Origin of the sequence: Dactylosporangium sp. NPDC051484, assembly GCF_040689395.1 — a bacterium.
GTDB lineage: Bacteria > Actinomycetota > Actinomycetes > Mycobacteriales > Micromonosporaceae > Dactylosporangium.
The window spans coordinates 329,068-350,209 of record NZ_JBFAZX010000006.1 but is presented as its reverse complement, the minus strand read 5'-3'; the positions used below and the strand labels follow the sequence as shown (position 1 = coordinate 350,209).

Genomic DNA, 21,142 nt, shown 5'->3' with positions numbered 1-21,142 from the left:
AAGGGCTCAGTGCCGTCTCATCCCGCATCTCGCCCAGGGGTCACCGATCGATCGGTATCACCGCGCTCGGCGATGTGTGCTCCAGCACCACGCGGGCCGGGTGCGGCACACCGGTCCGCGGATCGAGCTCGAGCAGCGTCACGGTCCCCGAGTGCTGGTTGGCCACGCACAGCCGCACTCCGAGCATCGCGAAGTGACGGGGCCAGGTGCCGCCGGTGGAGACCTCGTCGATCGGCAGCAGCCCGCCGGCCTCGACGGAGAAGGTGGTGATCGTGTCGTTGCCGCGGTTCGCGACGTACAGCCGCCGCCCGTCGGGAGAGAGCGCCAGCTCGCTCGGGAAGTTGTCGCCGACCGGCTGAACGAGGCACGAGGGCTTCACGTCGAGCAGCTCGAAGCCGGAGGTGTACGTCGAGACGGTCGACGTCAGCTCGTTGGCGACGAACACCCGCCCGTCGGGGTGGAACACGAGGTGCCGGGGCCCGCTGCCCAGCGGCTGCACCGTCGTGGTGCGCACGTGCTCGAGCCGGCCCTCGGGCGTCAGCCGGTAGTGCACGATCGCGTCCATGCCGAGGTCGACGACGTGCACCATGCTGCCGCGGACCGTGACCTGGTGGGCGTGCGGCCCCTCCTGCCGGTCGGGTACCACGCTCGCGCCGGCGTGCTGGGCCAGGTCGGTGCGCCGGTCCAGGCCGCCGTCCGGACGCAGCGCGAACGCCGCGACGCTGCCGGTGGCGTAGTTGGCCACGAGCAGGTGGTCGCCGGCGGTCACGACGTGGCACGGGGAGCCGCCGCCGGTGGGCAGGGAGTTGATGAGCTCGCCGCCCGGGGTGAAGGCGGAGACCTCGCCGCCTTCGAGCTCGCCGACGGCGTACCGGGTCCCGGTGGACCCCACGGCCAGGAAGCTGGGCGCGGGCGTCCGGACGGGCGGCGCGAGCGGCTTGAAGTCGTCGTCGTAGGTCGAGTACTGGTCCGCGTAGGAGCCGATGAGCACTGGCACCCGACAAAGCCTAGGCTGCGCGCCACGGCTATGCGGCAGGGACGCCGCCCTGAGGGTGGGGTCAGCCCTACCACCCGGCCGGGGGGCTGACAGGTTCGACCTTCGGTGGCCGGTTCGGGACGCTGATCGGCATGACAGTTCTGGTCTCTGCGGAGAAGGCCACCGATTTCGCCGTCCTGTCGCAGCGGATCCGCGCGGCCGGGCTGCTCGACCGGCGCCCCGGGTACTACGCGATCCGGCTCACCCTCGTCGCCGCCCTTTACATCGGTGGCTGGGTGGGCGTGGCCGCGACCCACAGCCTGTGGTTCGCCGTCGTCCTCGCCGTCGCGTACGCGCAGGTCGCCCTGGTCGCTCACGACCTCGCCCACAAGCAGGTCTTCCGTGGCCGCCGCTGGTCGCAGGCGCTGGGTATCCTGGCGGGCAACGCCGGCATCGGCATGAGCTACGGCTGGTGGATGAACAAGCACACGCGCCACCACGCCAACCCAAACCACGAGGACCACGACCCCGACGTCGCGCCCGACATCCTGGTCTGGTCCACGCGGCAGGCGGAGCGGGCGCGGGGTCTGGCCCGGCTGATCGGCGGCCACCAGGCGCTGCTGTTCTTCCCGTTGCTGCTGCTGGAGGGCTTCAACCTCCACGTGCAGAGCGCCCGCGCCCTCGGCACGCTGAAGCGCCGCCGGCTCGAGTCGGCGCTGTTGTACGGCCACTTCGCCGTCTACGTGGCCGCCGCGTTCCTGCTGTTCTCGCCGGGCCTGGCGATCGCCTTCATCGCCGTACACCAGGGGCTGTTCGGCTTGTATCTCGGCCTGACGTTCGCACCCAACCACAAGGGCATGCCGGTGCTCACGGCCGCCGACGAGCTCGACTTCCTGCGCAAGCAGGTGCTCACGTCGCGCAACGTTCGTGGCGGCGTCTGGCTCGACGTCGCGCTCGGCGGCCTGAACTACCAGATCGAGCACCATCTGTTTCCGAACATGCCCACGCCCAACCTGCGCCTCGCCCGGCCGATCGTCGAGCGGTTCTGCGCCGAGATCGGGGTGGCGTATCACTCGGCCACGTTCGTCGACTCCTACGCCCAGGCGCTGCGCCACCTCCACGAGGCCGGAGCGCCGCTGCGGCGGTAGCTTTCGGCGGGCGGGTCCGACGAGGCCGGACGGGCATCGGCAACTGGCGATTTTCGCTACGATCGGCCGGTGACGTCCGAGTCGTGGCTGATGCGGCGGCTGCGCGGCAACCTTCCACGCGTTCGCTGACCGTGGCGACGACGCGGCTGGGACTCGGCGACCTGTTGGCTCGGACCGGTGGGACGATCGATGGATATCGGTGAATTCGGCGGCTGCCCGAACTCGGGCGTGCGCATCGACCGCATCGCCGCCCACCTGCACGGCCTGGCACAGCGGTCGGCGGCGCTCGGGTAGCGTTCACCCTCGTGCGCCTTGAGTTACGGCCGGTCCGTCCCGCAGGTTGGTGGCTCGACGCGCTGCTGGTGGCGGGCTTCGCGGCGATCACGATCCTGCTCGCCGCGAAGACCCCGCTGCTGGATCTCGACCTGGCCGTCCGCGACTTCGTCGACGCGCACCGCCCGGGCTGGGCGGGCACCACGCTGCTGATCTTCAACCGGCTCGGCCAGGGCGGCCAGATCCTCACCCCGCTGGCCCTGATCGCGGCGTTCTTCCTGGCCCGGGCCCGGCACACGGTGCGCCCGTTCCTGCTGGTCGTCGGCGCCTTCGTGATCACCTATGTGACCATCGGCCCGCTGAAGATCTGGACCGACCGCACGGCGGCGAGCGACCACAAGGTCGCCCATCCCGAGTACCTGTTCCACATCGACTCGGGCATGTCGTATCCGTCGGGCCACGTGGTCAACGCCATCGTCTGGTACGGCGTGCTGGCCACCCTGCTGACCGACGTGCTGAGCCGGCGCCTGGTGGCCGCGATCCGCTACACGATCCCGCTGGTGCTGCTGTTCACCACGACATATCTGAGCTTCCACTGGATCACCGACGGGCTCGCCGCCCTGATGCTGGGCCTGCTCCTGGACCGCATCCTGCGGCGCACCCCGTGGGACGCGATCCCGCTGGGCTCGCGCCTGACCCGCTCCGGCTGGGCCGGCCCCTTCTACGACACCCACTGACCGGCGCGCATGACGCGCCGGACGTTCAGAGCGTCGTCGAGCAGGACTAGGTCGGCTCGGGCGCCCGCGCGCAGCGCGCCGCGCTCCTCGGCCAGGCCGATCGCGCCGGCCGGGGTGGCCGAGGCCATGCCCGACGCGGCCGCCAGCGACAGCCCGGCGCCCACCGCGCGGCGGAAGGCCTGGTCCATGGTGAGCGTGCTGCCGGCGATCGCGCCGTCCCGGGTCAGCCGGGCCACGCCGCCGGCGACGTCGACGCTCTGCCCGCCGAGGTCGTAGGTGCCGTCGGGCATGCCGGCGGCGGCCATGGCGTCGGTGATCAGGGCGGCGCGGGCCGAGCCGGTGACGGAGGCGGCGAAGGCCAGGGTGCCGTCGTGCAGGTGGATGCCGTCGGCGACGAACTCGCAGACCACCCCGGCCGCGCCGAGCAGCGCGAAGACCGGGCCGGGCTGGCGGTGGTGGGGCGGGCGCATGCCGTTGAACACGTGGGTGCCGACGGTCGCGCCGGCCTCGATGCCGGCGAGGGTCTCCTCGTACGTGGCGTCGGTGTGCCCGATCGCGGCGACGACCCCTCGGGCGACCAGCAGCCGGATCGCGTCGAGGGCGCCGGGGAGCTCGGGGGCGATTGTCACCAGGCGTATCGCGCCCTCGCCCGCCTCGATGAGCGCGTCGAGCTCGTCGAGGGACGGGTGGCGCAGGTGGGCCGGGTTCTGCGCGCCGCAGCGGGCCTGCGACAGATATGGACCCTCGAAGTGGATGCCGGCGAGCACGCCCTCGGCCACGAGCGGGGCGAACGCCTTCGTGGCGCTCATCATCAGCTCCGGCGGCGAGGTCACCAGGCTGGCCAGCATCGTCGTGGTGCCGTGGCCCAGGTGATACGCGGCGGCCTTGCGGGCCTCGTCCGCGTCGCCGGTGGTGAAGGTCGCGCCGCCACCGCCGTGGACGTGGATGTCGACGAAGCCGGGCACCACGACGCCGGCCGACGCGTCGGGCTCCGGCGCACTGCCCGGCGTCGTGGCGTCCAGCGAACCGATCTCGGCGATGCGGTCGCCCTCGATACGGACGTAGCCGTCGTCGATGACGCGGTCGCCCGCGACCACCCGGACCCCGGACACCACGGTCATCAGTTGTTCCCCTTCGTGATCAGGTTGTCCAGCGCGATCAGGGCGGCGCCCAGGCAGCCCGCCTCGTCGCCCAGCGCGGCGCGGGTGATGGCCGGCTCACGGTGGAAGGTCACGCGGGCGTGCACGCCCTCACGCAGCGGGGCCAGCAGCGCCTCGCCGGCCTCGGCCAGGCCTCCGCCGAGCACGATCACCGCCGGGTCGAACAGCGCGATGCCGGTCATCAGCCCGTCGGCGAGTGCGTCGATCGTCTCGCGCCAGACGGCGACCGCGGTCGGCTCGCCCTCGGCGGCCAGGCGGGCGACCTCCTCCGCAGTGGCGGGCCGGCCGGCCTGTTCGGAGTATCGGCGGCCGACCGCGGACGCCGAGGCGATCGCCTCCAGGCAGCCGCGCTGGCCGCAGCCGCACCGCGGGCCTCCCGGGCGCACGATGATGTGGCCGATCTCGCCGCCGGCGCCGTGCGCGCCGGTGTACACCTGGCCGCGCACCACGTTGGCCGCCGCGATGCCGGTGCCGATCGGGATGACCAGGACGTAGTCGTGTCCGCGCCCGGCGCCCAGCCGCGCCTCGGCCAGGCCACCGGCGCGCACGTCGTGGCCGAGGGCCGCGGGCAGCCCGAGGCGCTGCTCCAGAAGAGCCTGCAGCGGTACGTCACGGAAGCCCACGTTCGCCGCCCAGACCGCGACGCCGTTGGCCTCGTCGATGACCCCAGGCACGACCAGCCCGGCGCCGACCGGCTCCAGGCCCTTCGCGCGTGCCGTCGTGGCAAGCCCCTCGGCGATGCCGAGGATGGTCTCGATCACAGCCTCCGCGCCGCGGTCCGCCCCGGTCGGGTGCCGCTCCGCGTGCTGGACCGTGTGCAGCGTGTCGCCGTCAGCGCCGACCAGGGCACACTTGATCCCGGTGCCCCCCACATCGAGGGCAATCACGGTCTGCGTCATGTGCGGTTCGTCCTCGATGATCTCGGGGTGATCGGCTGGCTGATCGTTATGGCATCAAACCTGGCACGTTCGCGCATCATTGCGCACCGACGGGCCAGCTGGCAACCATCTCGGCCTGGCTGGTTTGAGCAGTTGACTTTGCGTTTACCCGCCGTTTCGAGCATTATTGTGCACACATCTCGCACCGTACGCGCAGGGAGGGGGTCGCGTGGATCGGTATGCGCGCTGGAACGCGCTCCTCGAGATCCTCACCGACAGTGGGCGGATCAGCGTGGAGGATGCCGCCGAGCGGCTCGACGTGTCGCAGGCGACGATCCGCCGCGACTTCGACCAGCTCGCGCAGCAGCAGATGATCACGCGCACCCGGGGCGGCGCCGTGGCCAACGGGGTGTCCTATGACCTGCCGTTGCGGTACAAGACGGCCAAGCACGCCCCGGAGAAGCAGCGCATCGGCGCGGCGGCCGCCGCGCTCGTCGCCCCGGGCATGGTGGTCGCGCTCAACGGCGGCACCACCACGACCGAGGTCGCCCGAGCCCTCGCGGTGCGCCCAGAGCTCACCGGCGGCGTCGACGACGCCCAGCTCACCGTCGTCACCAACGCCCTGAACATCGCCAACGAGCTGCTGGTCCGCTCCCGGATGAAGATCGTCGTCACCGGCGGCGTGGTCCGGCCGCAGTCCTTCGAGCTCGTCGGCCCGCTCGGCGGCAACATCCTGCGCGACGTGACCCTCGACATCGCCCTGCTGGGCGTCGACGCGCTCGACGTGACGCTCGGCGCCGCGGCCCATCACGAGGGCGAGGCCGCCATGAACAGCCTGATGGTCGCCCGCGCCCGGCGGGTCGTGATCATCGCGGACAGCTCGAAGCTCGGCGGTCACGCGTTCGCCCGGATCTGCCCGATCGACCGCATCGACACGCTGGTCACCGACTCCAACGCGACCGCCGCGACGCTGGAGGCCTTCCGCGGGGCGGGCGTGAAGATCGTCACGGCCTGACGCGTGCCAGCTCGTCGAGGGCGGCCAGCGCGTCCCAGTCGCCCGGGTCGGTCGTGTCGTTCCACTGCAGGACCTGCTCCCGGGTCCAGCGGGCCCAGCGCAGGACTGCGTCCTCCTGCTCATACTGCAGCCGGAGCCCGATCGCGCTGAGATGCGCCCGCCGCGCGAACGGCACCGGGCGCGTCGCGGCCATCTCCGTCAGCGCGGCGATGCGCCCGGCCGCCTCCGCCTCGACGCGCTCCAGCGTGGCGAGCAACTGCTCCGGCGTGCCCGCATCGGCGAAGAAGACCTTCACCATTGCCTCGAACTCGACGGTCCGCGGTGCCGGCGGCTCGCTCAGCCACTCCCGCAACACAGCTCGGCCCTCGTCCGTGATGCGGTAGACGGTCCGGCCTCGCTGACCGGTGTGCTCCCGCGCCGAGGTGGCCAGGCCCTGCTCGACGAGGCGCTTCGGCTCGTCGTAGAGCTTGCGCTCGGCCCGCGGCCAGAACCAGTTGAGGCTGCGTTTGACCTGCTTGGCGAGCTCATACGTGGTCCAGTCGCGCACCGCGAGCAGGCCGAGCAGGGCGTGGGAGGTGGCGGTTCTCGTCGGGGGCATGACAGTCACGTTGACATGCTGCCCAGGGCAGCGTCTACTCGACGCATACTGCACAGGGCAGTATCGAGAGGGAAGTATCGGGAGGCAGCTGCCATGACGAGCACGACCCAGGCGGGCATCACCCGCGCCGATCTCGACACCGGCGACGTGGTCCGGGGCGCGATCAAGGAGTTCGTATGCACGCTCGGCTGATGGTCGTGGTGGCGCACCCCGACGACGAGACCTTCGGGTGCGGATCGCTGCTGCTGCACGCGGCGGCGGCCGGCGCGACGACCGCCGTGGTCTGCGCCACCCGGGGCGAGGCCGGCGAGCCGGCACCCGGCAGCGGCGTCACCGCGGCGGAGCTGCCGGCGGAGCGCGAGCGGGAGCTGCGTGCCGCGGCCGAGCTGCTGGGCGTGGCCAGAGTGGACCTGCTCGGCCTGGCCGATTCCGGCATGGCCGGGCCGCCCGGGCCCGGCACCCTCGCCGGCGCGGACCCCGCCGTCGTCGCCGGCCGGGTGCTGGCGCACATCGAGGACTTCCGGCCGCACGTGGTCGTCACCCTCGACGCCGGCGACGGGCACCGCGACCACGCGGTGATCCGGGACGCGACGCTCGCCGCGGTCGGGCGCTCGAAGTGGCGGGTGCCGCGGGTGTACCTGCAATGCCTGCCCCGCTCGCTGATGCGCCGCTGGCTGCTGCACCTCGCGGGCGAGCGCCCAGACTCGCCGTACCTGGAGGCGGACGTGCCGGGGACACCGGACGAGCTCGTCACCACCATCGTGGACACCGGGCGACACCTGGCTCGGCGGGAGCGGGCGATCGCGGCGCACGCGTCGCAGGTCTCGCCCTACGAAGGGATGCCGGACGACCTGCGGCGGGCCTTCCTCACCTCGGACCACCTGCGCCGGGTCGTTCCGGCCTGGGACGGCGGCGCGCCCGAGCCGGACATCTTCTCAGCGGCCGTGTCGTCCCAGGCCGTGCAGGACTGATTCGACCAGCCGGGTGAAGCCGCTGGCCAGAAGGGTCGCGGCGATCGCGGTGAGCAGCATGCCCGCGACGCGGTCCTGCACGGCGCGGGCGCGGTCGGCCGGCCGGCGGCCGGCCCGCCCGGCGACGAGCACGCAGACGCCGGCCACCGCCGAGTAGAGCAGCGCGGCGACGATCAGCGCGAGCACGCCGGCGGGGCCGTGGGACTCGGCCCGGAAGCCGATGAGCACGGCGATCGTGGCACCGCCGATCGTGAGCGGAAACGTCAGCGGCATGACGACCACCTGGCGCCAGCTCTTGCCGGACGGCGCCGTCACCTGCCGGTCGGGGTCGGTGGCGCGGCCGAGCATCAGCGGCAGCGCGGCGATCATGAGCGTGATGCCGCCGGTGGCCGACAGGGCGGCGGCGGGCAGGCCGATCAGCTCCAGGAGCGGCTCGACGACGAGCAGCGTGACCACCGCGACGCCGGCCACGCCGAGGAACAACCCGACCGCGAGCCGGCGCCGCTGCCCGTCGTCGAAGGGTTGCAGCAGCGCGGCGTACGACGAACCGGCGCCGACCGGGCGGTAGAGACCGACGAGTGCGAGCAGCAACAGGATCGCCAGGTCCGTGTGCGACACCCGGCCTTCTACCCGCCGTCGCCCGCCTCACACCCGGCGCGACGCCCGCGTTGTGGGGTGGGTGATCGGGGGCGTGGCAATTAGGGTGGTGCGTACCGGATGAGCTGCCAGGAGGGACGATGAAGCGCGACGACCTCGCCGCTGCCCGTGTCCCGGCCCAGCCGTCCGCAGAGGACGTCGACGACTTCGTCGACGGTGACGAGCCCGCGGACGACGAGGCCGGGTCGCCCCGGGACATCGCCGTCGCCGAGGAGCCGGCCGAGCTGGACGAGCGCGGCAAGCGGATCCTGGCGTTCGAGAAGCAGTGGTGGCGCCAGGCGGGCGCGAAGGAACAGGCGATCCGCGACACGTTCGGGCTGAGCGCGACGCGCTACTACCAGCTGCTCAACGCGCTGCTCGACGACCCGCTGGCGCTGGCGCACGACGCGACGGTGGTCCAGCGCCTGCGCCGCCTACGAGCCTCCCGCACCCGCCGCCGCTAGGCCCGCGGGTGCCCATCGCCGCCGCCTGACGCTACTTGCCGGGGTCAGCGGGTCTTCTGTTGCTCCGCGTAGTTCGCCAGCCAGGCCACCTGCGCCGGGTCCAGGGACGGGCGGACGCGCTCCTGTGCCAGTTCGACGTGGGCCGCCGTCACCTCGGTGGCGTCCAGCGACTCGCGCATCGCGGCCAGGGCCGACTCGCGGATCAGGGCCGCGCAGTCCGCGGCCGAGAAGCGGTCCAGCGAGGTCGCCAAGGCCTTCAGGTCGACGTCAGGGGCGAGCGGCACCGACTTCGCGGCGGCGCGCAGGATCTCGGCCCGCGCGTCGGCGTCCGGGGGCGGCACGAAGACCAGGCGCTCCAGGCGGCCGGGGCGCAGCATTGCCGGGTCGACCAGGTCGGGGCGGTTCGTGGCGCCGATGACCACCACGTTGCGCAGCGACTCCACGCCGTCGAGCTCGGTGAGCAGGGCGGCCACGACCCGGTCGGTCGTGCCGCCGTCGGTGGCCTGACCGCGGATCGGGGCCAGGGCGTCGATCTCGTCCAGGAAGACGAGCGTGGGGGCGGCCTCCCGGGCGCGGCGGAAGAGCTCCCGCACGGCCCGCTCCGACTCGCCGACCCATTTCGACAGCAGCTCCGCGCCCTTGACGGAGAGGACGTTGGCCTTGCCGGTGCCGGCGATCGCCTTGACCAGGAACGTCTTGCCGCAGCCGGGCGGGCCGTAGAGGAGCACGCCACGCGGCGGCTCCACACCGAGGCGGGAGAAGGCGTCGGGATACGACAGTGGCCACAGCACCGACTCGGTGAGCGTCTGCTTGACCTCGACCATGTCGCCGACGTCGTCCAGGGTGACCTTCGCCAGCTCCAGGGAGCTCTCCGCCATCGAGGTCGGGCGGACCACCTCCAGCGCGGCGTCGAAGTCGGCCATGAGCACGCGCGGGGTCTCGTTCTCGCGGCGGTGGCGCAGTGCCGCCCGCACCCCCGCCTCGCGGGCCAGCGCCGCGAGGTCCGCGGCGACGAAGCCGGGGGTGCGGGAGGCGACCTCGTCGAGGCGTACGTCATCGTCGAGCGGCATGCCGCGGGTGAGCACGGCGAGCTGCTCGCGGCGCAGCGCGGCGTCGGGCAGCGGCAGCGAGATCTCGTGGGCCAGCAGCTCGGGGGAGTGCAGGGCGGGGTCGACCGCCTCGGGGCGGCTGGTGGTGCACACCACCGCCTCGCCCTCCCGGATCAGCTCGGCGAGGAGCTGGCGGAAGACCGTGGCCAGCGGCCCAGGCTGGTCGCGCGGGGCGAGCGCGTCGACGTCGGAGATGAGCAGGATCGCCGGGCCCGGGGCGCGCATCTCGTCGGCGGCCCGGCGCAGCCGCCCGGCCGCGTCGTTGTTGGTCAGCGCGGCGATCTCCGGCGCCCACAGCGCGATGACCTGCGCGCCGACCTCGCGGCCGACGGCGTGCACGAGCGCCGACTTGCCCGAGCCGGCCGGGCCGGTGACGAGCATGCCGAGGGAGACCGTGGTGCCGAGCTTGGCCAGCACCTCGCCGTGGTGGAAGCCGAGGTCCAGCAGCTCGATCAGCTGCTCGCCCTGGGCGCGCAGACCCGGCAGGTCGTCGAGGGTGGGCGCCGGCGTGGCGGGCGCGCCGCCCGCCGGCGTGGCCACCGGTACGGCGGCCGGCCCTGACGCGGGCGTGGCCATGACGCTGCCGGGGGCGTGCGTGGCCTGGCCATGCTCCCAGCCGACCGTGGTGTCCATGGTGACCAGCGCACCCTGGCCCGGGTTGGCGCCGGCGACGGTCAGCAGGGCGCTGGTCCAGGCGTAGCCGACGGTGTTGGACAGGCTGCGCCGGGCCGCCTCGACCAGGCCGCGGTCCACCATGTGTACCGCCGGCCGCACCGCCGACGACGACGGCAGGGTGCCCAGCGACACGTCCTGGGGCAGCAGCGACACGTTGTCGCCGATCGTGACGACCTTGCCGAGTAGGGCCAGGCGCAGCATCTCGGGCGAGACGACCGCCATGATCTCGGCGGGGCCGGACAGGGTGACGGTCTGCGCGGCGCGCAGCGGGGCGGCGGCGACGGCCACCTGCCCGCCGTCGCGCAGTCCGATGTTGCCCAGCACCAGGTCGTCGGCGTAGAGCAGGGCCCGGCTGGCGCCCGGCTCGGCCACCGCGACGATCCCGGCCGATGTACGGCGGCCGACGAGCGAGATCGAGTCGCCCGGGCGCAGGCCGAGCGCGGTCATCACCTCCGGATGCAGGCGAACGACCCCGCGGCGGGCGTCGAGCGCCGCCGGGCGCAGGCTGGCAGTGAGCGTCAAGGTTGCCGACACGAAGACGAGCGTAGCCGTTGCTGTGAAGGGACTGAGTGTTCGCGTCGCGGGCAACATCCGGTGCGTACGTTTGGTCAATGCGACTTCGCCTGCCGAGCCCCAGCCGGCGCCAGCTCATCGTCGGCGCCGTGGTGGTCGTGCTCGTGGCGGGGCTGGTCGGCTGGGCCGTCGTGCCCAAGCCGAAGAGCTTCCGCGCCATCGACCAGTTGATCACGGTGCGCACGGGGCCGGACGACTCGGCCGAGGTCACCCTCGACACCACGCTGTATCTGCCCAAGTCCGCGAGCGCCGCCGACCCGGTGCCGGCCGTCCTGCTGGCGCACGGCTTCGGCGGCACCAAGCAGAGCGTGCGCGGCGACGCCGAGCGGTTCGCCGACCTCGGCTATGCCGTGCTCGCCTGGAGCGCGCAGGGCTTCGGCCGTTCCACCGGCGAGATCCACGTCGACAGCCCGGACTGGGAGGTCAAGGACGCCCAGCGGCTCATCGACTGGCTCGCGGCCCGGCCCGACATTCGCAAGGACGGCACCGACCCACGGGTCGCCGCCGTCGGCGGATCATACGGCGGGGCGCTGTCGCTGCTGCTCGCCGCGCAGGACACCCGGGTCGACGCGATTGTGTCGATGATCACGTGGAACGACCTGGTGAACGTCTTCCTGCCGGGCGGGGTCTTCAAGAAACAGTGGGCCGGGCAGTTCTTCGGGGCCTCGGAGAACCCCGACGATCCGCAGTGCGGCCGCTTCGCCAAGGACGTCTGCCACGCGTACCTCGACCTCGCCACAACCGGCCGGGCCACCCCCGCCACCGAGGCGTTGCTGCGCAAGTCGTCGCCGTCGCAGGTGCTCGACAAGATCAAGGCGCCGACGCTGCTCGTGCAGGGCCAGATCGACACGCTGTTCCCGCTGAGCGAGGGCGACGCCAACGCGCGCGGCATCGCCGCCAACGGCACGCCCGTGCGGGTGGCGTGGTACACGGGCGGGCACGACAGCGGGACCGGGCCCCAGTCCGAGGCGGATCGGCTGCGGCAGCTCACGGGCCAATGGCTCGACCACTACCTCAAGGGCAACGGCAAGGCGCCCGGCACCAGCTTCACCTACTCGCGCGTGGCCGGCCTCAACGCGCAGGGCCGCGGGCTGGTCACCGCCGCCTCCTCGGTCGAGGACTACCCCGGCCTCGACGGCGCCGGCACCACCGTCGACCTGCTGGGCCCGGCCCGGCAGATCGCCAACCCGCCGGACGGAAACCCGGCGCCGATCTCGTCGCTGCCGATCGCGGGCCTGTCGAGCCTGCTCGGCGTCGGCGGCCTGGCGCAGGAGATCCCCGGCCAGCACGCCGACTTCGTCTCCGAGCCGCTCGGCGCCGCGCTCGACACCGTCGGCGCGCCGAGGGTGCGCATCCGGGCGGCGTCGCCGACCGGCGAGGCGACGCTGTTCGTGAAGCTCTACGACGTGCCGGCCAAGGGCGCGCCGTCGATCCCGGACGGGCTGATCGCCCCGGTCCATCTGACCGGCCTGCCGAAGGACATCGCCGACGCCGTACCGGTGAGCGTCACCCTGCCCGCGGTCGTGCACCGCTTCGAGGCCGGCAGCCGGGTGCGGGTCACGGTCGCGACGGCCGATTCGGGGTACTGGGCGCCGCCGGAGCCGGTCGTGTACTCGGTCGCGGTCGACGGCGCGATCACGCTGCCCGCCATCGCCGGGACGCCGATCGCCAGCCCCGACGCGATCTGGCGGTACGTGCTGGCCGCACTCGTGGCCGCCATCGCGATCGGGCTCGCCGTCGTGCTGCTGATCGCCCGCCGCCGGGCCCGGCGCATTGACCGCAGCGTGACCGCCGAGCACGTGGACACGCCGCTGGTGGTGCGGGGGCTGCGCAAGGAGTACAAGAACTTCGTCGCGGTGTCCAAGGTGGACTTCACCGTGCGGCGCGGGCAGGTCGTCGGCCTGCTCGGCCCGAACGGCGCCGGTAAGACCACGTCGCTGCGCGTGCTCATGGGCCTCACCCGCCCGACCTCCGGCGAGATCTTCGTCTTCGGGCACCGGCTACTGCCCGGCTCGCCGGTGCTGTCGCGGGTCGGGGCGCTGGTGGAGGGGCCGGGTTTCCTGCCGCACCTCACCGGCGCGCAGAACCTCGAGCTGTACTGGCGGGCCACCGGCCGGCCCGCCGCCGACGCGCACTTCGAGGAGGCGTACGACATCGCCGGGCTCGGCACCGCGGTGCACCGGCGGGTGCGCACGTACAGCCACGGCATGGAGCAGCGGCTCGCCATCGCGCAGGCCATGCTGGGCCTGCCGGAGCTGCTGGTGCTCGACGAGCCGACGGACGGGCTCGACCCGCCGCAGATCGCCGAGATGCGCAAGGTGCTGCGACGCTACGCCACCGGGGGCCGCGCCGTGCTGGTCTCCAGCCACCTGCTCGCGGAGGTGGAGCAGACCTGCACCGACGTGGTCGTCATGCACAAGGGCGAGGTCGTCGCGGCCGGGCCGGTCGAGGATATCGTCGGCGACTCGCCGAGCGTGCAGCTCGACGTGTCCGACGTGGACGCCGCCGAGAAGGTGCTGCAGGAGCTGACCGGCGTGCGCGCGGTGGCCTGGTCCGGCGGGCGCGGCCTGGTCGTCGACATCGACGGCACGCCGCGCGCCGAGGTGGTGGCGGCCCTGGTGCGCGCCGGCGTCGGCATCGACCGGGTCGCGCCGCGCCGGCGGCTGGAGGACGCGTTCCTCTCCCTCGTGGGCGGGGACACCAAGGCGAGTGGGGAGCGATCGTGAGTACGGACGTCGTGGGGGGTGCGGTCGGGTACCGGCCGGGCGCCACCCTCTCGCTGTGGACCGAGATCCGCCGGCAGGCCTCCCGCCGGCGCACCCAGCTGGCGCTGGGCTTCATGGTGCTGCTGCCGCTGATCATCCTGGCCGCGTTCCAGCTGAACAGCGCCAACAATCGCGACGAGGGCGGCCCGGGCGGCGAGTTCTCCCGCCTGTCCGACCTCGCCACGTCGGGCGGCCCCAACTTCACCCTCTTCACGCTGCTGGTCTCGGCGGGCTTCCTGCTGGTCGTGGTGGTCGCGCTGTTCTGCGGCGATACGGTGGCCGGCGAGGCGAGCTGGGGGAGCCTGCGGTACCTCCTGGCGATGCCGGTGCCGCGGGCCCGCCTGCTCGGCATCAAGCTGACCGTTTCGCTGCTCTACAGCCTGCTCGCGATCCTGACGCTGGTGGCCACGGCGCTGCTGGCCGGGACGCTGCGCTACGGCTGGGCGCCGCTGAGCGCCCCGATCGGCGGCGAGATCCCGGCGGGCACGGGGGTCCTGCGGCTGCTGGAGATCGTCGGGTACCTCTGCGTGACGCTGCTGGTCGTAGCCTCGCTCGCGTTCCTGCTGTCGGTGTCGACCGACGCCCCGCTCGGCGCCGTCGGCGGGGCGGTGCTGCTGCAGATCCTGTCGAACATCCTCGACCAGATCACCGCGCTGGGAGACCTGCGCACCGTGCTGCCGACCCACTACGCGAACGCCTGGCTGGGCCTGCTCTCCAGCCCCATGCAGACCGGCGATCTGGTCAAGGGCTGCGTGGCGGCTCTGGCCTACGCCACCCTGTTCTTCTCCATCGCCTGGTGGCGCTTCCTGCGTAAGGACGTGGTGAGCTGACCGCCGCCGGCCGGCACCCTACCGGCGGGTAGGGTGCTCGTCCATGCGGAGATCCGCCCTCGGTGGCGCGTGCGTCTTGGTCGTGGGGCTCGCCGCCCTGGCGGCGGGCCTCTACTACGACCAGGCGCACCTCACGCAGTGGACCCACTTCGCGGAGAGCTCCGACCTGACGAGGGGCCCGATCGAGGCGGAGACCGCCCGGATCTTCACCTTGCTGGGCGCGGTGACGGCCGCGTTCGCCGCCACGATCGCGGGCGGCAGCACGGTGCTGGCCGCCCTGACCGGACGCACGGGCGTGTGGGTGCTCCGCCTGATCTCGGTCCTGCTGCTGGTGCTCATGCTCCTGGTCACCGCCGCGCTGGTCGTGGGCTCCCTCACCGGCGACGCCCCGGTCGCGATCATCGACACTCCGTGGTGGCTGCTCGCCACGCAGTGGTCGGCCCTGGCCCTGGCCGTCGCGGGCGCCGGCACCGCCACGACCCAGCTGTGGCGGTTCGTGCCCGACTCGTGAGCTGTGGCCGAGGAGCCGGGACGGGGATCAGGCGGGCGAGTAGCCGGGGATGCTCCGCATCGGGGGACGGTCTGGGTGGGCGACGGGCGTCACCCGCGGTACGACCGCGGAATCATGGCGCTCGAACTGTGTCAGGGTCGGCCACAGTGGGTGGCCGGGGGACACGCGGGCGTTGATCGTGTGCACGATGGTGGCGGCCATGCGGCCCAGGGCCGCCGTGTCCTGGTGGCCGTGGGTGCGCTGGCCCAGGTCGACCTGGGCCAGCGCGTCCAGGCCGTGGCCGCGGAAGGTGTCGATGAGCAGGCCGGTCTCGACGCCGTAGCCGGCGGCGAACGGCAGCGACTCCAGCAGGGTGCGGCGGGCCGCGTATTCGCCGGCCAGCGGCTGCACCACACCGGCCAACTCCGGGAAGTGCGCGTTGAGCAGCGGGCGGGCGGCGAGCTCGGTGACCCGGCCGCCGCCGGCCGCGGAGAGGTCGAGCAGGGGGCGGTCGTAGAAGGCCTTCACCATCAGCGTGCCCGGGTCGTCGAGCAGCGGGCCTAGCAGGCCCGTCACGAAGTGCGGGCGGAAGTCGGTGAGGTCGGCGTCGACGTACACCACGATGTCACCCTTGGTGACCGCGAGCGCCTTCCACAGCACCTCGCCCTTGCCTGGGCGGGAGCCCGTCGCCGGCAGGATGTCGTCGCGGTGGTGGACCGTGGCGCCGGCGGCCGCGGCGACCTCGGCGGTGCGGTCGACCGAGCCGGAGTCGACCACGACCAGCTCGTCGACGAGCGGGCCGAGGGTCCGTATGCCGGTCACGATCTCGCCGACCGTGGGCTCCTCGTCCAGGGCGGGCAGCACGACGCTCACCATCGTGTCGCCCTTCGCGTCGAGCAGCCCGTCGGCGGGCCAGTCCCGCCAGCTCGACGTGCGCCGCGAAAACCAGTCGGCCGCGATCGGATGCATGGGTGAAACGCTAGCCGTGCCCATGTCGTGAGATGACTCATACCCGGGCGCCGGTGGTGCCCCTTACACTCAGCTGAAGCGCACGACCACAATTGCATACCTCATCCAGAGGGGCAGAGGGATACGGCCCGATGAAGCCCCGGCAACCCCTGCGGCGTCTCAATGGTGTCTCGATGTTGAGGTCCGCCGCGGTAGGTGCCAAATCCGTCCCGGTGCACGCCCGTGTGCTTGGGAAAGATGAGAGGAAGGCCTCCGCCATGACCTCGACGCTCAGCGTCTTCACCGACTCCCCGGCCCGCAACCTCGTGTGCCGGGGCTGTGGGGCCACGTTCCCGCTCGCCGCGCAGCACGCCTGTTACGAGTGTTTCGGCCCCCTCGAGGTGGGCTACGACCCCGCCGCGCTGGCGTCGGTGACCCGCGAGCAGATCGAGGCGGGACCGAAGAACATCTGGCGCTACGCGCCGCTGCTGCCGGTCGGTGTCGACCCGCAGACCCGCGTCACGCTCGACCCGGGGCTCACCCCGCTGGTGAAGGCCGACGGGCTGGGCAAGGAGCTCGGCTTCACCGCCCAGCTGTGGGTCAAGGACGACTCGGCCAACCCGACCCACTCGTTCAAGGACCGGGTCGTCTCCGTCGCGCTGACCGCGGCACGGGCGCTGGGCTTCACGCGGTATTCCTGCGCCTCCACCGGAAACCTCGCCAACTCCGTCGCCGCGCACGCGGCCCGGGCCGGCGTCCCGTCGACCGTGTTCATCCCGGCCGACCTGGAGCCGGGCAAGGTCGTCATGACCGCGGTGTATGGCGGCCAGGTCGTCGCCATCGAGGGCTCCTACGACGAGGTGAACCGGCTCTGCTCGGAGCTGACCGAGACCGACGAGTTCGAGGACACCGCGTTCGTCAACGTCAACGTCCGGCCGTTCTACGCCGAGGGCTCCAAGACGCTCGGGTATGAGGTCGCCGAGCAGCTCGGCTGGCGCATCCCGGCCCAGGTGGTCATTCCGATGGCCAGTGGCGAGCTGCTCACCAAGGTCGACAAGGCGTTCGCCGAGCTGGTCGAGATCGGGCTGGTGCCGAACACGCCGTGGAAGGTCTTCGGCGCCCAGTCGGCCGGCTGCAACCCGATCGCGAAGGCGTTGCACGACGGCGTCGACGAGATCACCCCGGTCAAGCCGAGCGGCATCGCCAAGTCGCTGAACATCGGCGACCCGGCGGCCGGCGTCTACGCCCTGGAGTCGGTGCGCCGCAGCGGCGGCTGGATGGAGTACGTGGACGACGACGAGATCCGCGCGGGCATCCAGCTGCTGGCCCGCACCACCGGCGTGTTCGCCGAGACGGCCGGCGGCGTGACCACCGCGGTGCTCAAGAAGCTCGTCGAGTCCGGCCGGCTCGACCCGAGCGCCGAGACGGTCATCTTCAACACCGGCGACGGGCTCAAGACCCTCGATGCGGTGGCGGACCGGGTCGGGCCCACCCACCGGGTGAAGCCGTCGCTGAAGTCGGCGCGGGAGGCCGGTCTGCTCGGATGATTTTTTCGGGTTACGCGATTACCGAGCGTTCAGATTGAGGGAGCGCTCCCGCGCTTGGACGAGGGATGGATCGTCCGATTGGTGGAGATGATCTACACCGAGCGTAACTGGTGCCGCGCCGTGCGTTCGGTAGTGGACTTGACGCCTTAAGACCCGAGCGCCAGGATGCTCCGTGCGGGAGGACGTGTCGCCGCGAGGCTCGAGCCGGTTTCTCGGTGAGCCCGCGACCACAACACCGGAGGTGTTGGCGAGCGTCCTCTCGACCAATTTCCGGACCTTTCCCGGACCTCCTCCCGAATGGTCACCGGCATAAATGGATTGCCGGGCCCTCGTGGCGCGGGCGACTCTGGTGGCATGGCCCACTACCCACTCGAGATCGTCGAGGTGCGCGCCGATGACCCGGCGGCGATCGACGCGGCATTCGAGATCGGCAACGCCGCGCTGCGCGCGGACCTGCCGGATTTGCCGGAGAACTGCCGATACCAGCACGACATGAGCTTCGTGGTGCCGCCGCCGTGGGTCGAGCGGCGCGTGTTCCTGGCGCTGGACGGCGACGTGCCGGCCGGGACCGTCCAGCTCGACCTGCCCCGCTTTGACAACCTCGACAAGGCGCACGTCGAGGTCAAAGTCCGGCCCGCGCACCGGCGCCGGGGGATCGGCCGCGCGCTGTGCCGGCACGCCGCGGGCGCCGCCCGGGCCGCCGGCCGCAAAAGCCTGCTCGGATTCAGCGCCTCGCACCCCGCGCCGTGCGGGTTCGCCGAGGCGTTCGGGGCGAGCAACGGGCTGACCGACGCGCGGCGCCGGCTGCTGCTGGCCGATCTCGACGAGGGCGCGGTCGACCACCTGTACGCCGACGGCCTGGCCCGGTCCAGAGGCTACGCCGTCGTGCAGTGGCGCAACGAGCCGCCGGAGTCCTACATCGAGGACCTCGCCGCGCTCGACAGTTCGTTCCTGGCCGAGACGCCGATGGGGGAGCTCGACTACGAGCCGGAGAAGGTCGACGCCGAGCGGCTGCGGCGCCAGCACGACGTGTACGCGCTGTGGGGCTCCCGGCGGTATCAGACCGGCATGATCCACGAGGCGACCGGACGGCTCGTCGCCTGGACCGCGATGCGGGTGACGAAGAGTGTGGACTGGCACGGCTGGCAGACGATCACCCTGGTGCACCCCGCGCACCGCGGGCGCCGGCTGGGCGTCGTGGCGAAGGTGGCAAACCTGCGCTTCCTGCGCACGCGCGAGCCGGCGGTGACGACGATCGACACGTTCAACGCCGCGGAGAACTCCTACATGATCGCGATCAACGAGGCGATGGGCTTCCGCTTCTCCGAGCTCTGGTCCAACTGGCAGTTGCCGGCACCCGAATAGGCCCCGAATGGGGTTTGTCTGCCTCGGGAATCCGGCCACCGGGGAAATCGTCAGATCGTCGGCGGCTCCGCCAGGCGGTGGCAGGATGGCGCCATGGAGAACTCACACCCCATGTTCGCCAGCCACGCCGACACGCTGGAGCGGGCGCTGACCGCGATCGCCGAGCGTGCGTACTGGTCCAACTACCCCGAGTCGCCGAGCCCACGGATCTACGGCGAGCACGCCGCCGCCGAGGGCGAGGCCGCCTTCCGCGCCTATCTGGGCGCCGGCTTCCCGCTCAAGGACCAGCCGGGCATCACCGACTGGGTGTCGACCGAGCGTTCGCCGTTCGGCGTCGCGCTCGACGTGCGGTACCCCCACCTGGACCTTGATCTTGCCTTTGCCGCGCTCGCCGAGGGCATGCCGGCGTGGCGCGCGGCCGGCCCGCAGACCCGCGCCGGCGTGTGCCTGGAGATCCTCACCCGCCTGCACCGGGCCGCGTTCGAGCTGGCCAACGCCGTGCACGCGACCACCGGCCAGGCCTTCGTCATGGCCTTCCAGGCCGGTGCGCCGCACGCGTTCGACCGCGCGCTGGAGGCGGTCGCCTACGCCTACCGGGAGATGACCCGCACCCCGGCCGCGGCCGACTGGGAGAAGCCCGCCGGCAAGGGCCAGACGCTGCACATGTCGAAGACCTATCATGTCGTACCGCGGGGTGCGGCCCTCGTCATCGGTTGCAACACGTTCCCGACGTGGAACTCCTACCCCGGCCTCTTCGCGTCCCTGGTCACCGGCAACCCGGTGATCGTCAAGCCGCACCCGCGCGCCGTCCTGCCGCTCGCGATCACCGTCAAGATCGCCCGTGAGGTGCTCGCCGACGCCGGTTTCGACCCCAACCTCGTGCTGCTGGCCGCCGAGGCCCCCGGCGAGGGGCTGGCCAAGGCCCTCGCGCTGCGCTCCGAGGTGCGCATCATCGACTTCACCGGCTCGACCGGGTTCGGCGACTGGCTGGAGGCCAACGCCCGCCAGGCCGTCGTGTACACCGAGAAGGCCGGCGTCAACACCGTGGTGATCGACTCGACGGACGATTTCGCCGGGATGTGCCGCAACATCGGGTTCTCCCTGGTGCTCTACTCCGGGCAGATGTGCACGACCCCGCAGAACATCCTCGTCCCGGCGTCCGGCATCGCCACGAACGAGGGGCACAAGAGCCTCGACGAGGTGGCGGGCGGTATCGCGGCCGCGGTGGGCGCTCTCACCGCCGACACCGCCAAGGGCGTCGAACTCACCGGCGCGATCGTCAACGACGGCGTGCTGGAGCGGCTCGAGAACGCCGGCTCGGTCGGCGAGGCGGTGCTCGAATCCTCAGAGGTCTCGCACCCGGCGTACGAGGGGGCGATCGTGCGTACGCCGCTCATCCGGAAACTCGGCGCGAGCGACGCCCAGACCTACGGGACGGAGTGGTTCGGGCCCATTTCCTTCGTTGTCGCCACCGATTCCACGGCGGGCAGTTTGCGGATCTTCGCCGACACTGCCGGCAAGAAGGGCGCATTGACCGCTTCGGTGTATTCGACATCGGACGAGGTCCTCGACGCGATGGAAGAGGCCGCTCTGCTTGCTGGTGTGCATTTTTCAATCAACCTTACCGGCGGGGTCTTCGTGAACCAGTCGGCGGCGTTTTCCGACTTCCACGCCAGCGGCGCCAATCCGGCGGCCAATGCCGCGCTCACCGACAGTGCCTACGTGGCCAGCCGCTTCCGCGTCGTGCAGTCGCGCCGTCACGTGTAGCGCCCAAGGTTACTAACACGTAGTCGCCGGGCGATGTTTTACTCTGCAAGGAAACGCGTGGAGAAGGCATGCTCGGCGACCTTTTCGAACTGCATGATTCGTGACCTCGCTGTCCGATTTGGGCCTGTCGGGGCTCGGGTTACCTCGTGTACCGTGCGGTTCGGTCGTCGTTCCCTCGCCGGAGCCACCCCCGGAACCGGCGGCTGTGGCCGAAGGC

The 21,142-nt window shown here is 72.1% G+C and carries 18 protein-coding genes and 1 riboswitch; of the genes, 11 read left to right on the top strand and 7 right to left on the bottom strand.

Annotated elements, in window-relative coordinates:
* Positions 1-40: 40 nt before the first annotated feature.
* Positions 41-997 (bottom strand): lactonase family protein, encoded by a 957-nt coding sequence (locus tag AB0367_RS14560; protein WP_366226744.1) that lies wholly within the window; start codon positions 995-997, stop codon positions 41-43.
* A gap of 131 nt (positions 998-1,128) precedes the next feature.
* On the opposite strand from AB0367_RS14560, the gene AB0367_RS14555 reads away from it, so the two are divergent.
* Positions 1,129-2,124: an acyl-CoA desaturase gene (locus AB0367_RS14555; protein WP_366226743.1), complete on the top strand. Its 996-nt coding sequence runs from the start codon at positions 1,129-1,131 to the stop codon at positions 2,122-2,124.
* A gap of 305 nt (positions 2,125-2,429) precedes the next feature.
* Complete coding sequence (locus AB0367_RS14550; RefSeq protein ID WP_366226742.1) at positions 2,430-3,134, top strand: phosphatase PAP2 family protein; 705 nt, start codon at positions 2,430-2,432, stop codon at positions 3,132-3,134.
* Here the strand turns inward: AB0367_RS14550 and nagA are convergent.
* The gene (gene nagA / locus AB0367_RS14545) at positions 3,119-4,255 is read right to left on the bottom strand and encodes an N-acetylglucosamine-6-phosphate deacetylase (protein ID WP_366226741.1); all 1,137 of its coding nucleotides are present in this window, start codon (positions 4,253-4,255) and stop codon (positions 3,119-3,121) included. The two genes, AB0367_RS14550 and nagA, sit on opposite strands and share 16 nt — an antisense overlap.
* A complete protein-coding gene (locus AB0367_RS14540) occupies positions 4,255-5,193 on the bottom strand; it encodes an ROK family protein (RefSeq protein ID WP_366226740.1) in 939 nt (312 codons plus the stop codon). Before AB0367_RS14540 ends, nagA begins: the two co-directional genes overlap by 1 nt.
* A gap of 208 nt (positions 5,194-5,401) precedes the next feature.
* Between AB0367_RS14540 and AB0367_RS14535 the strand changes: the two genes are divergently transcribed.
* On the top strand, positions 5,402-6,187 hold the full coding sequence (locus AB0367_RS14535) for a DeoR/GlpR family DNA-binding transcription regulator (RefSeq protein ID WP_366226739.1): 786 nt from the start codon (positions 5,402-5,404) through the stop codon (positions 6,185-6,187).
* Here the strand turns inward: AB0367_RS14535 and AB0367_RS14530 are convergent.
* Entirely contained in the window at positions 6,177-6,785 is a 609-nt protein-coding gene (locus AB0367_RS14530) for a PadR family transcriptional regulator (RefSeq protein WP_366226738.1), read from the bottom strand. The genes AB0367_RS14535 and AB0367_RS14530 overlap by 11 nt on opposite strands.
* 176 nt (positions 6,786-6,961) lie before the next feature.
* Between AB0367_RS14530 and AB0367_RS14525 the strand changes: the two genes are divergently transcribed.
* Positions 6,962-7,756, top strand: coding sequence for a PIG-L deacetylase family protein (locus AB0367_RS14525; RefSeq protein WP_366226737.1), 795 nt, complete (start codon positions 6,962-6,964; stop codon positions 7,754-7,756).
* On the opposite strand, the gene AB0367_RS14520 is transcribed toward AB0367_RS14525, so the two are convergent.
* The gene (locus AB0367_RS14520; RefSeq protein WP_366226736.1) at positions 7,721-8,374 is read right to left on the bottom strand and encodes a MarC family protein; all 654 of its coding nucleotides are present in this window, start codon (positions 8,372-8,374) and stop codon (positions 7,721-7,723) included. The two genes, AB0367_RS14525 and AB0367_RS14520, sit on opposite strands and share 36 nt — an antisense overlap.
* A gap of 119 nt (positions 8,375-8,493) precedes the next feature.
* On the opposite strand from AB0367_RS14520, the gene AB0367_RS14515 reads away from it, so the two are divergent.
* Complete coding sequence (locus AB0367_RS14515; RefSeq protein ID WP_366226735.1) at positions 8,494-8,856, top strand: DUF3263 domain-containing protein; 363 nt, start codon at positions 8,494-8,496, stop codon at positions 8,854-8,856.
* A 44-nt stretch (positions 8,857-8,900) separates the two neighbouring features.
* Here the strand turns inward: AB0367_RS14515 and AB0367_RS14510 are convergent, their stop codons facing one another.
* Positions 8,901-11,174 (bottom strand): AAA family ATPase, encoded by a 2,274-nt coding sequence (locus AB0367_RS14510; RefSeq protein ID WP_366226734.1) that lies wholly within the window; start codon positions 11,172-11,174, stop codon positions 8,901-8,903.
* A gap of 77 nt (positions 11,175-11,251) precedes the next feature.
* Here AB0367_RS14510 and AB0367_RS14505 point away from each other — a divergent pair, with 77 nt between their 5' ends.
* The 3 genes from AB0367_RS14505 to AB0367_RS14495 are packed head-to-tail and all read left to right on the top strand — an operon-like array spanning position 11,252 to position 15,319.
* Entirely contained in the window at positions 11,252-13,939 is a 2,688-nt protein-coding gene (locus AB0367_RS14505) for an alpha/beta fold hydrolase (RefSeq protein WP_366226733.1), read from the top strand.
* Positions 13,936-14,808, top strand: coding sequence for an ABC transporter permease subunit (locus AB0367_RS14500; RefSeq protein WP_366226732.1), 873 nt, complete (start codon positions 13,936-13,938; stop codon positions 14,806-14,808). The genes AB0367_RS14505 and AB0367_RS14500 overlap by 4 nt, the downstream gene beginning before the upstream one ends.
* A gap of 43 nt (positions 14,809-14,851) precedes the next feature.
* On the top strand, positions 14,852-15,319 hold the full coding sequence (locus tag AB0367_RS14495) for a hypothetical protein (RefSeq protein ID WP_366226731.1): 468 nt from the start codon (positions 14,852-14,854) through the stop codon (positions 15,317-15,319).
* Positions 15,320-15,346: 27 nt separating this feature from the next.
* Here AB0367_RS14495 and AB0367_RS14490 read toward each other — a convergent pair whose 3' ends face one another.
* Complete coding sequence (locus AB0367_RS14490; RefSeq protein WP_366226730.1) at positions 15,347-16,267, bottom strand: glucosyl-3-phosphoglycerate synthase; 921 nt, start codon at positions 16,265-16,267, stop codon at positions 15,347-15,349.
* A 98-nt stretch (positions 16,268-16,365) separates the two neighbouring features.
* Positions 16,366-16,511: riboswitch (SAM riboswitch) on the top strand.
* Positions 16,512-16,524: 13 nt separating this feature from the next.
* On the opposite strand from AB0367_RS14490, the gene thrC reads away from it, so the two are divergent.
* From thrC to paaN, 3 genes are all read left to right on the top strand, one after another.
* Positions 16,525-17,793, top strand: coding sequence for a threonine synthase (gene thrC, locus AB0367_RS14485; protein ID WP_366226729.1), 1,269 nt, complete (start codon positions 16,525-16,527; stop codon positions 17,791-17,793).
* Positions 17,794-18,147: 354 nt separating this feature from the next.
* The gene (locus AB0367_RS14480; RefSeq protein WP_366226728.1) at positions 18,148-19,158 is read left to right on the top strand and encodes a GNAT family N-acetyltransferase; all 1,011 of its coding nucleotides are present in this window, start codon (positions 18,148-18,150) and stop codon (positions 19,156-19,158) included.
* A 93-nt stretch (positions 19,159-19,251) separates the two neighbouring features.
* Positions 19,252-20,925: a phenylacetic acid degradation protein PaaN gene (paaN, locus tag AB0367_RS14475; RefSeq protein WP_366226727.1), complete on the top strand. Its 1,674-nt coding sequence runs from the start codon at positions 19,252-19,254 to the stop codon at positions 20,923-20,925.
* The last annotated feature ends 217 nt before the right edge of the window (positions 20,926-21,142 follow it).

Bases quoted from the DNA above. Each gene is read 5' to 3' on its own strand.
- AB0367_RS14555 (WP_366226743.1), top strand. From the start codon at position 1,129: ATGACAGTTCTGGTCTCTGCGGAGAAGGCCACCGATTTCGCCGTCCTG.
- AB0367_RS14540 (WP_366226740.1), bottom strand. From the start codon at position 5,193: ATGACGCAGACCGTGATTGCCCTCGATGTGGGGGGCACCGGGATCAAG.
- AB0367_RS14490 (WP_366226730.1), bottom strand. From the start codon at position 16,267: ATGCATCCGATCGCGGCCGACTGGTTTTCGCGGCGCACGTCGAGCTGG.
- AB0367_RS14515 (WP_366226735.1), top strand. From the start codon at position 8,494: ATGAAGCGCGACGACCTCGCCGCTGCCCGTGTCCCGGCCCAGCCGTCC.
- AB0367_RS14505 (WP_366226733.1), top strand. From the start codon at position 11,252: ATGCGACTTCGCCTGCCGAGCCCCAGCCGGCGCCAGCTCATCGTCGGC.
- paaN (WP_366226727.1), top strand. From the start codon at position 19,252: ATGGAGAACTCACACCCCATGTTCGCCAGCCACGCCGACACGCTGGAG.
- AB0367_RS14495 (WP_366226731.1), top strand. From the start codon at position 14,852: ATGCGGAGATCCGCCCTCGGTGGCGCGTGCGTCTTGGTCGTGGGGCTC.
- AB0367_RS14480 (WP_366226728.1), top strand. From the start codon at position 18,148: ATGGCCCACTACCCACTCGAGATCGTCGAGGTGCGCGCCGATGACCCG.
- nagA (WP_366226741.1), bottom strand. From the start codon at position 4,255: ATGACCGTGGTGTCCGGGGTCCGGGTGGTCGCGGGCGACCGCGTCATC.
- thrC (WP_366226729.1), top strand. From the start codon at position 16,525: ATGACCTCGACGCTCAGCGTCTTCACCGACTCCCCGGCCCGCAACCTC.
- AB0367_RS14530 (WP_366226738.1), bottom strand. From the start codon at position 6,785: ATGCCCCCGACGAGAACCGCCACCTCCCACGCCCTGCTCGGCCTGCTC.
- AB0367_RS14525 (WP_366226737.1), top strand. From the start codon at position 6,962: ATGCACGCTCGGCTGATGGTCGTGGTGGCGCACCCCGACGACGAGACC.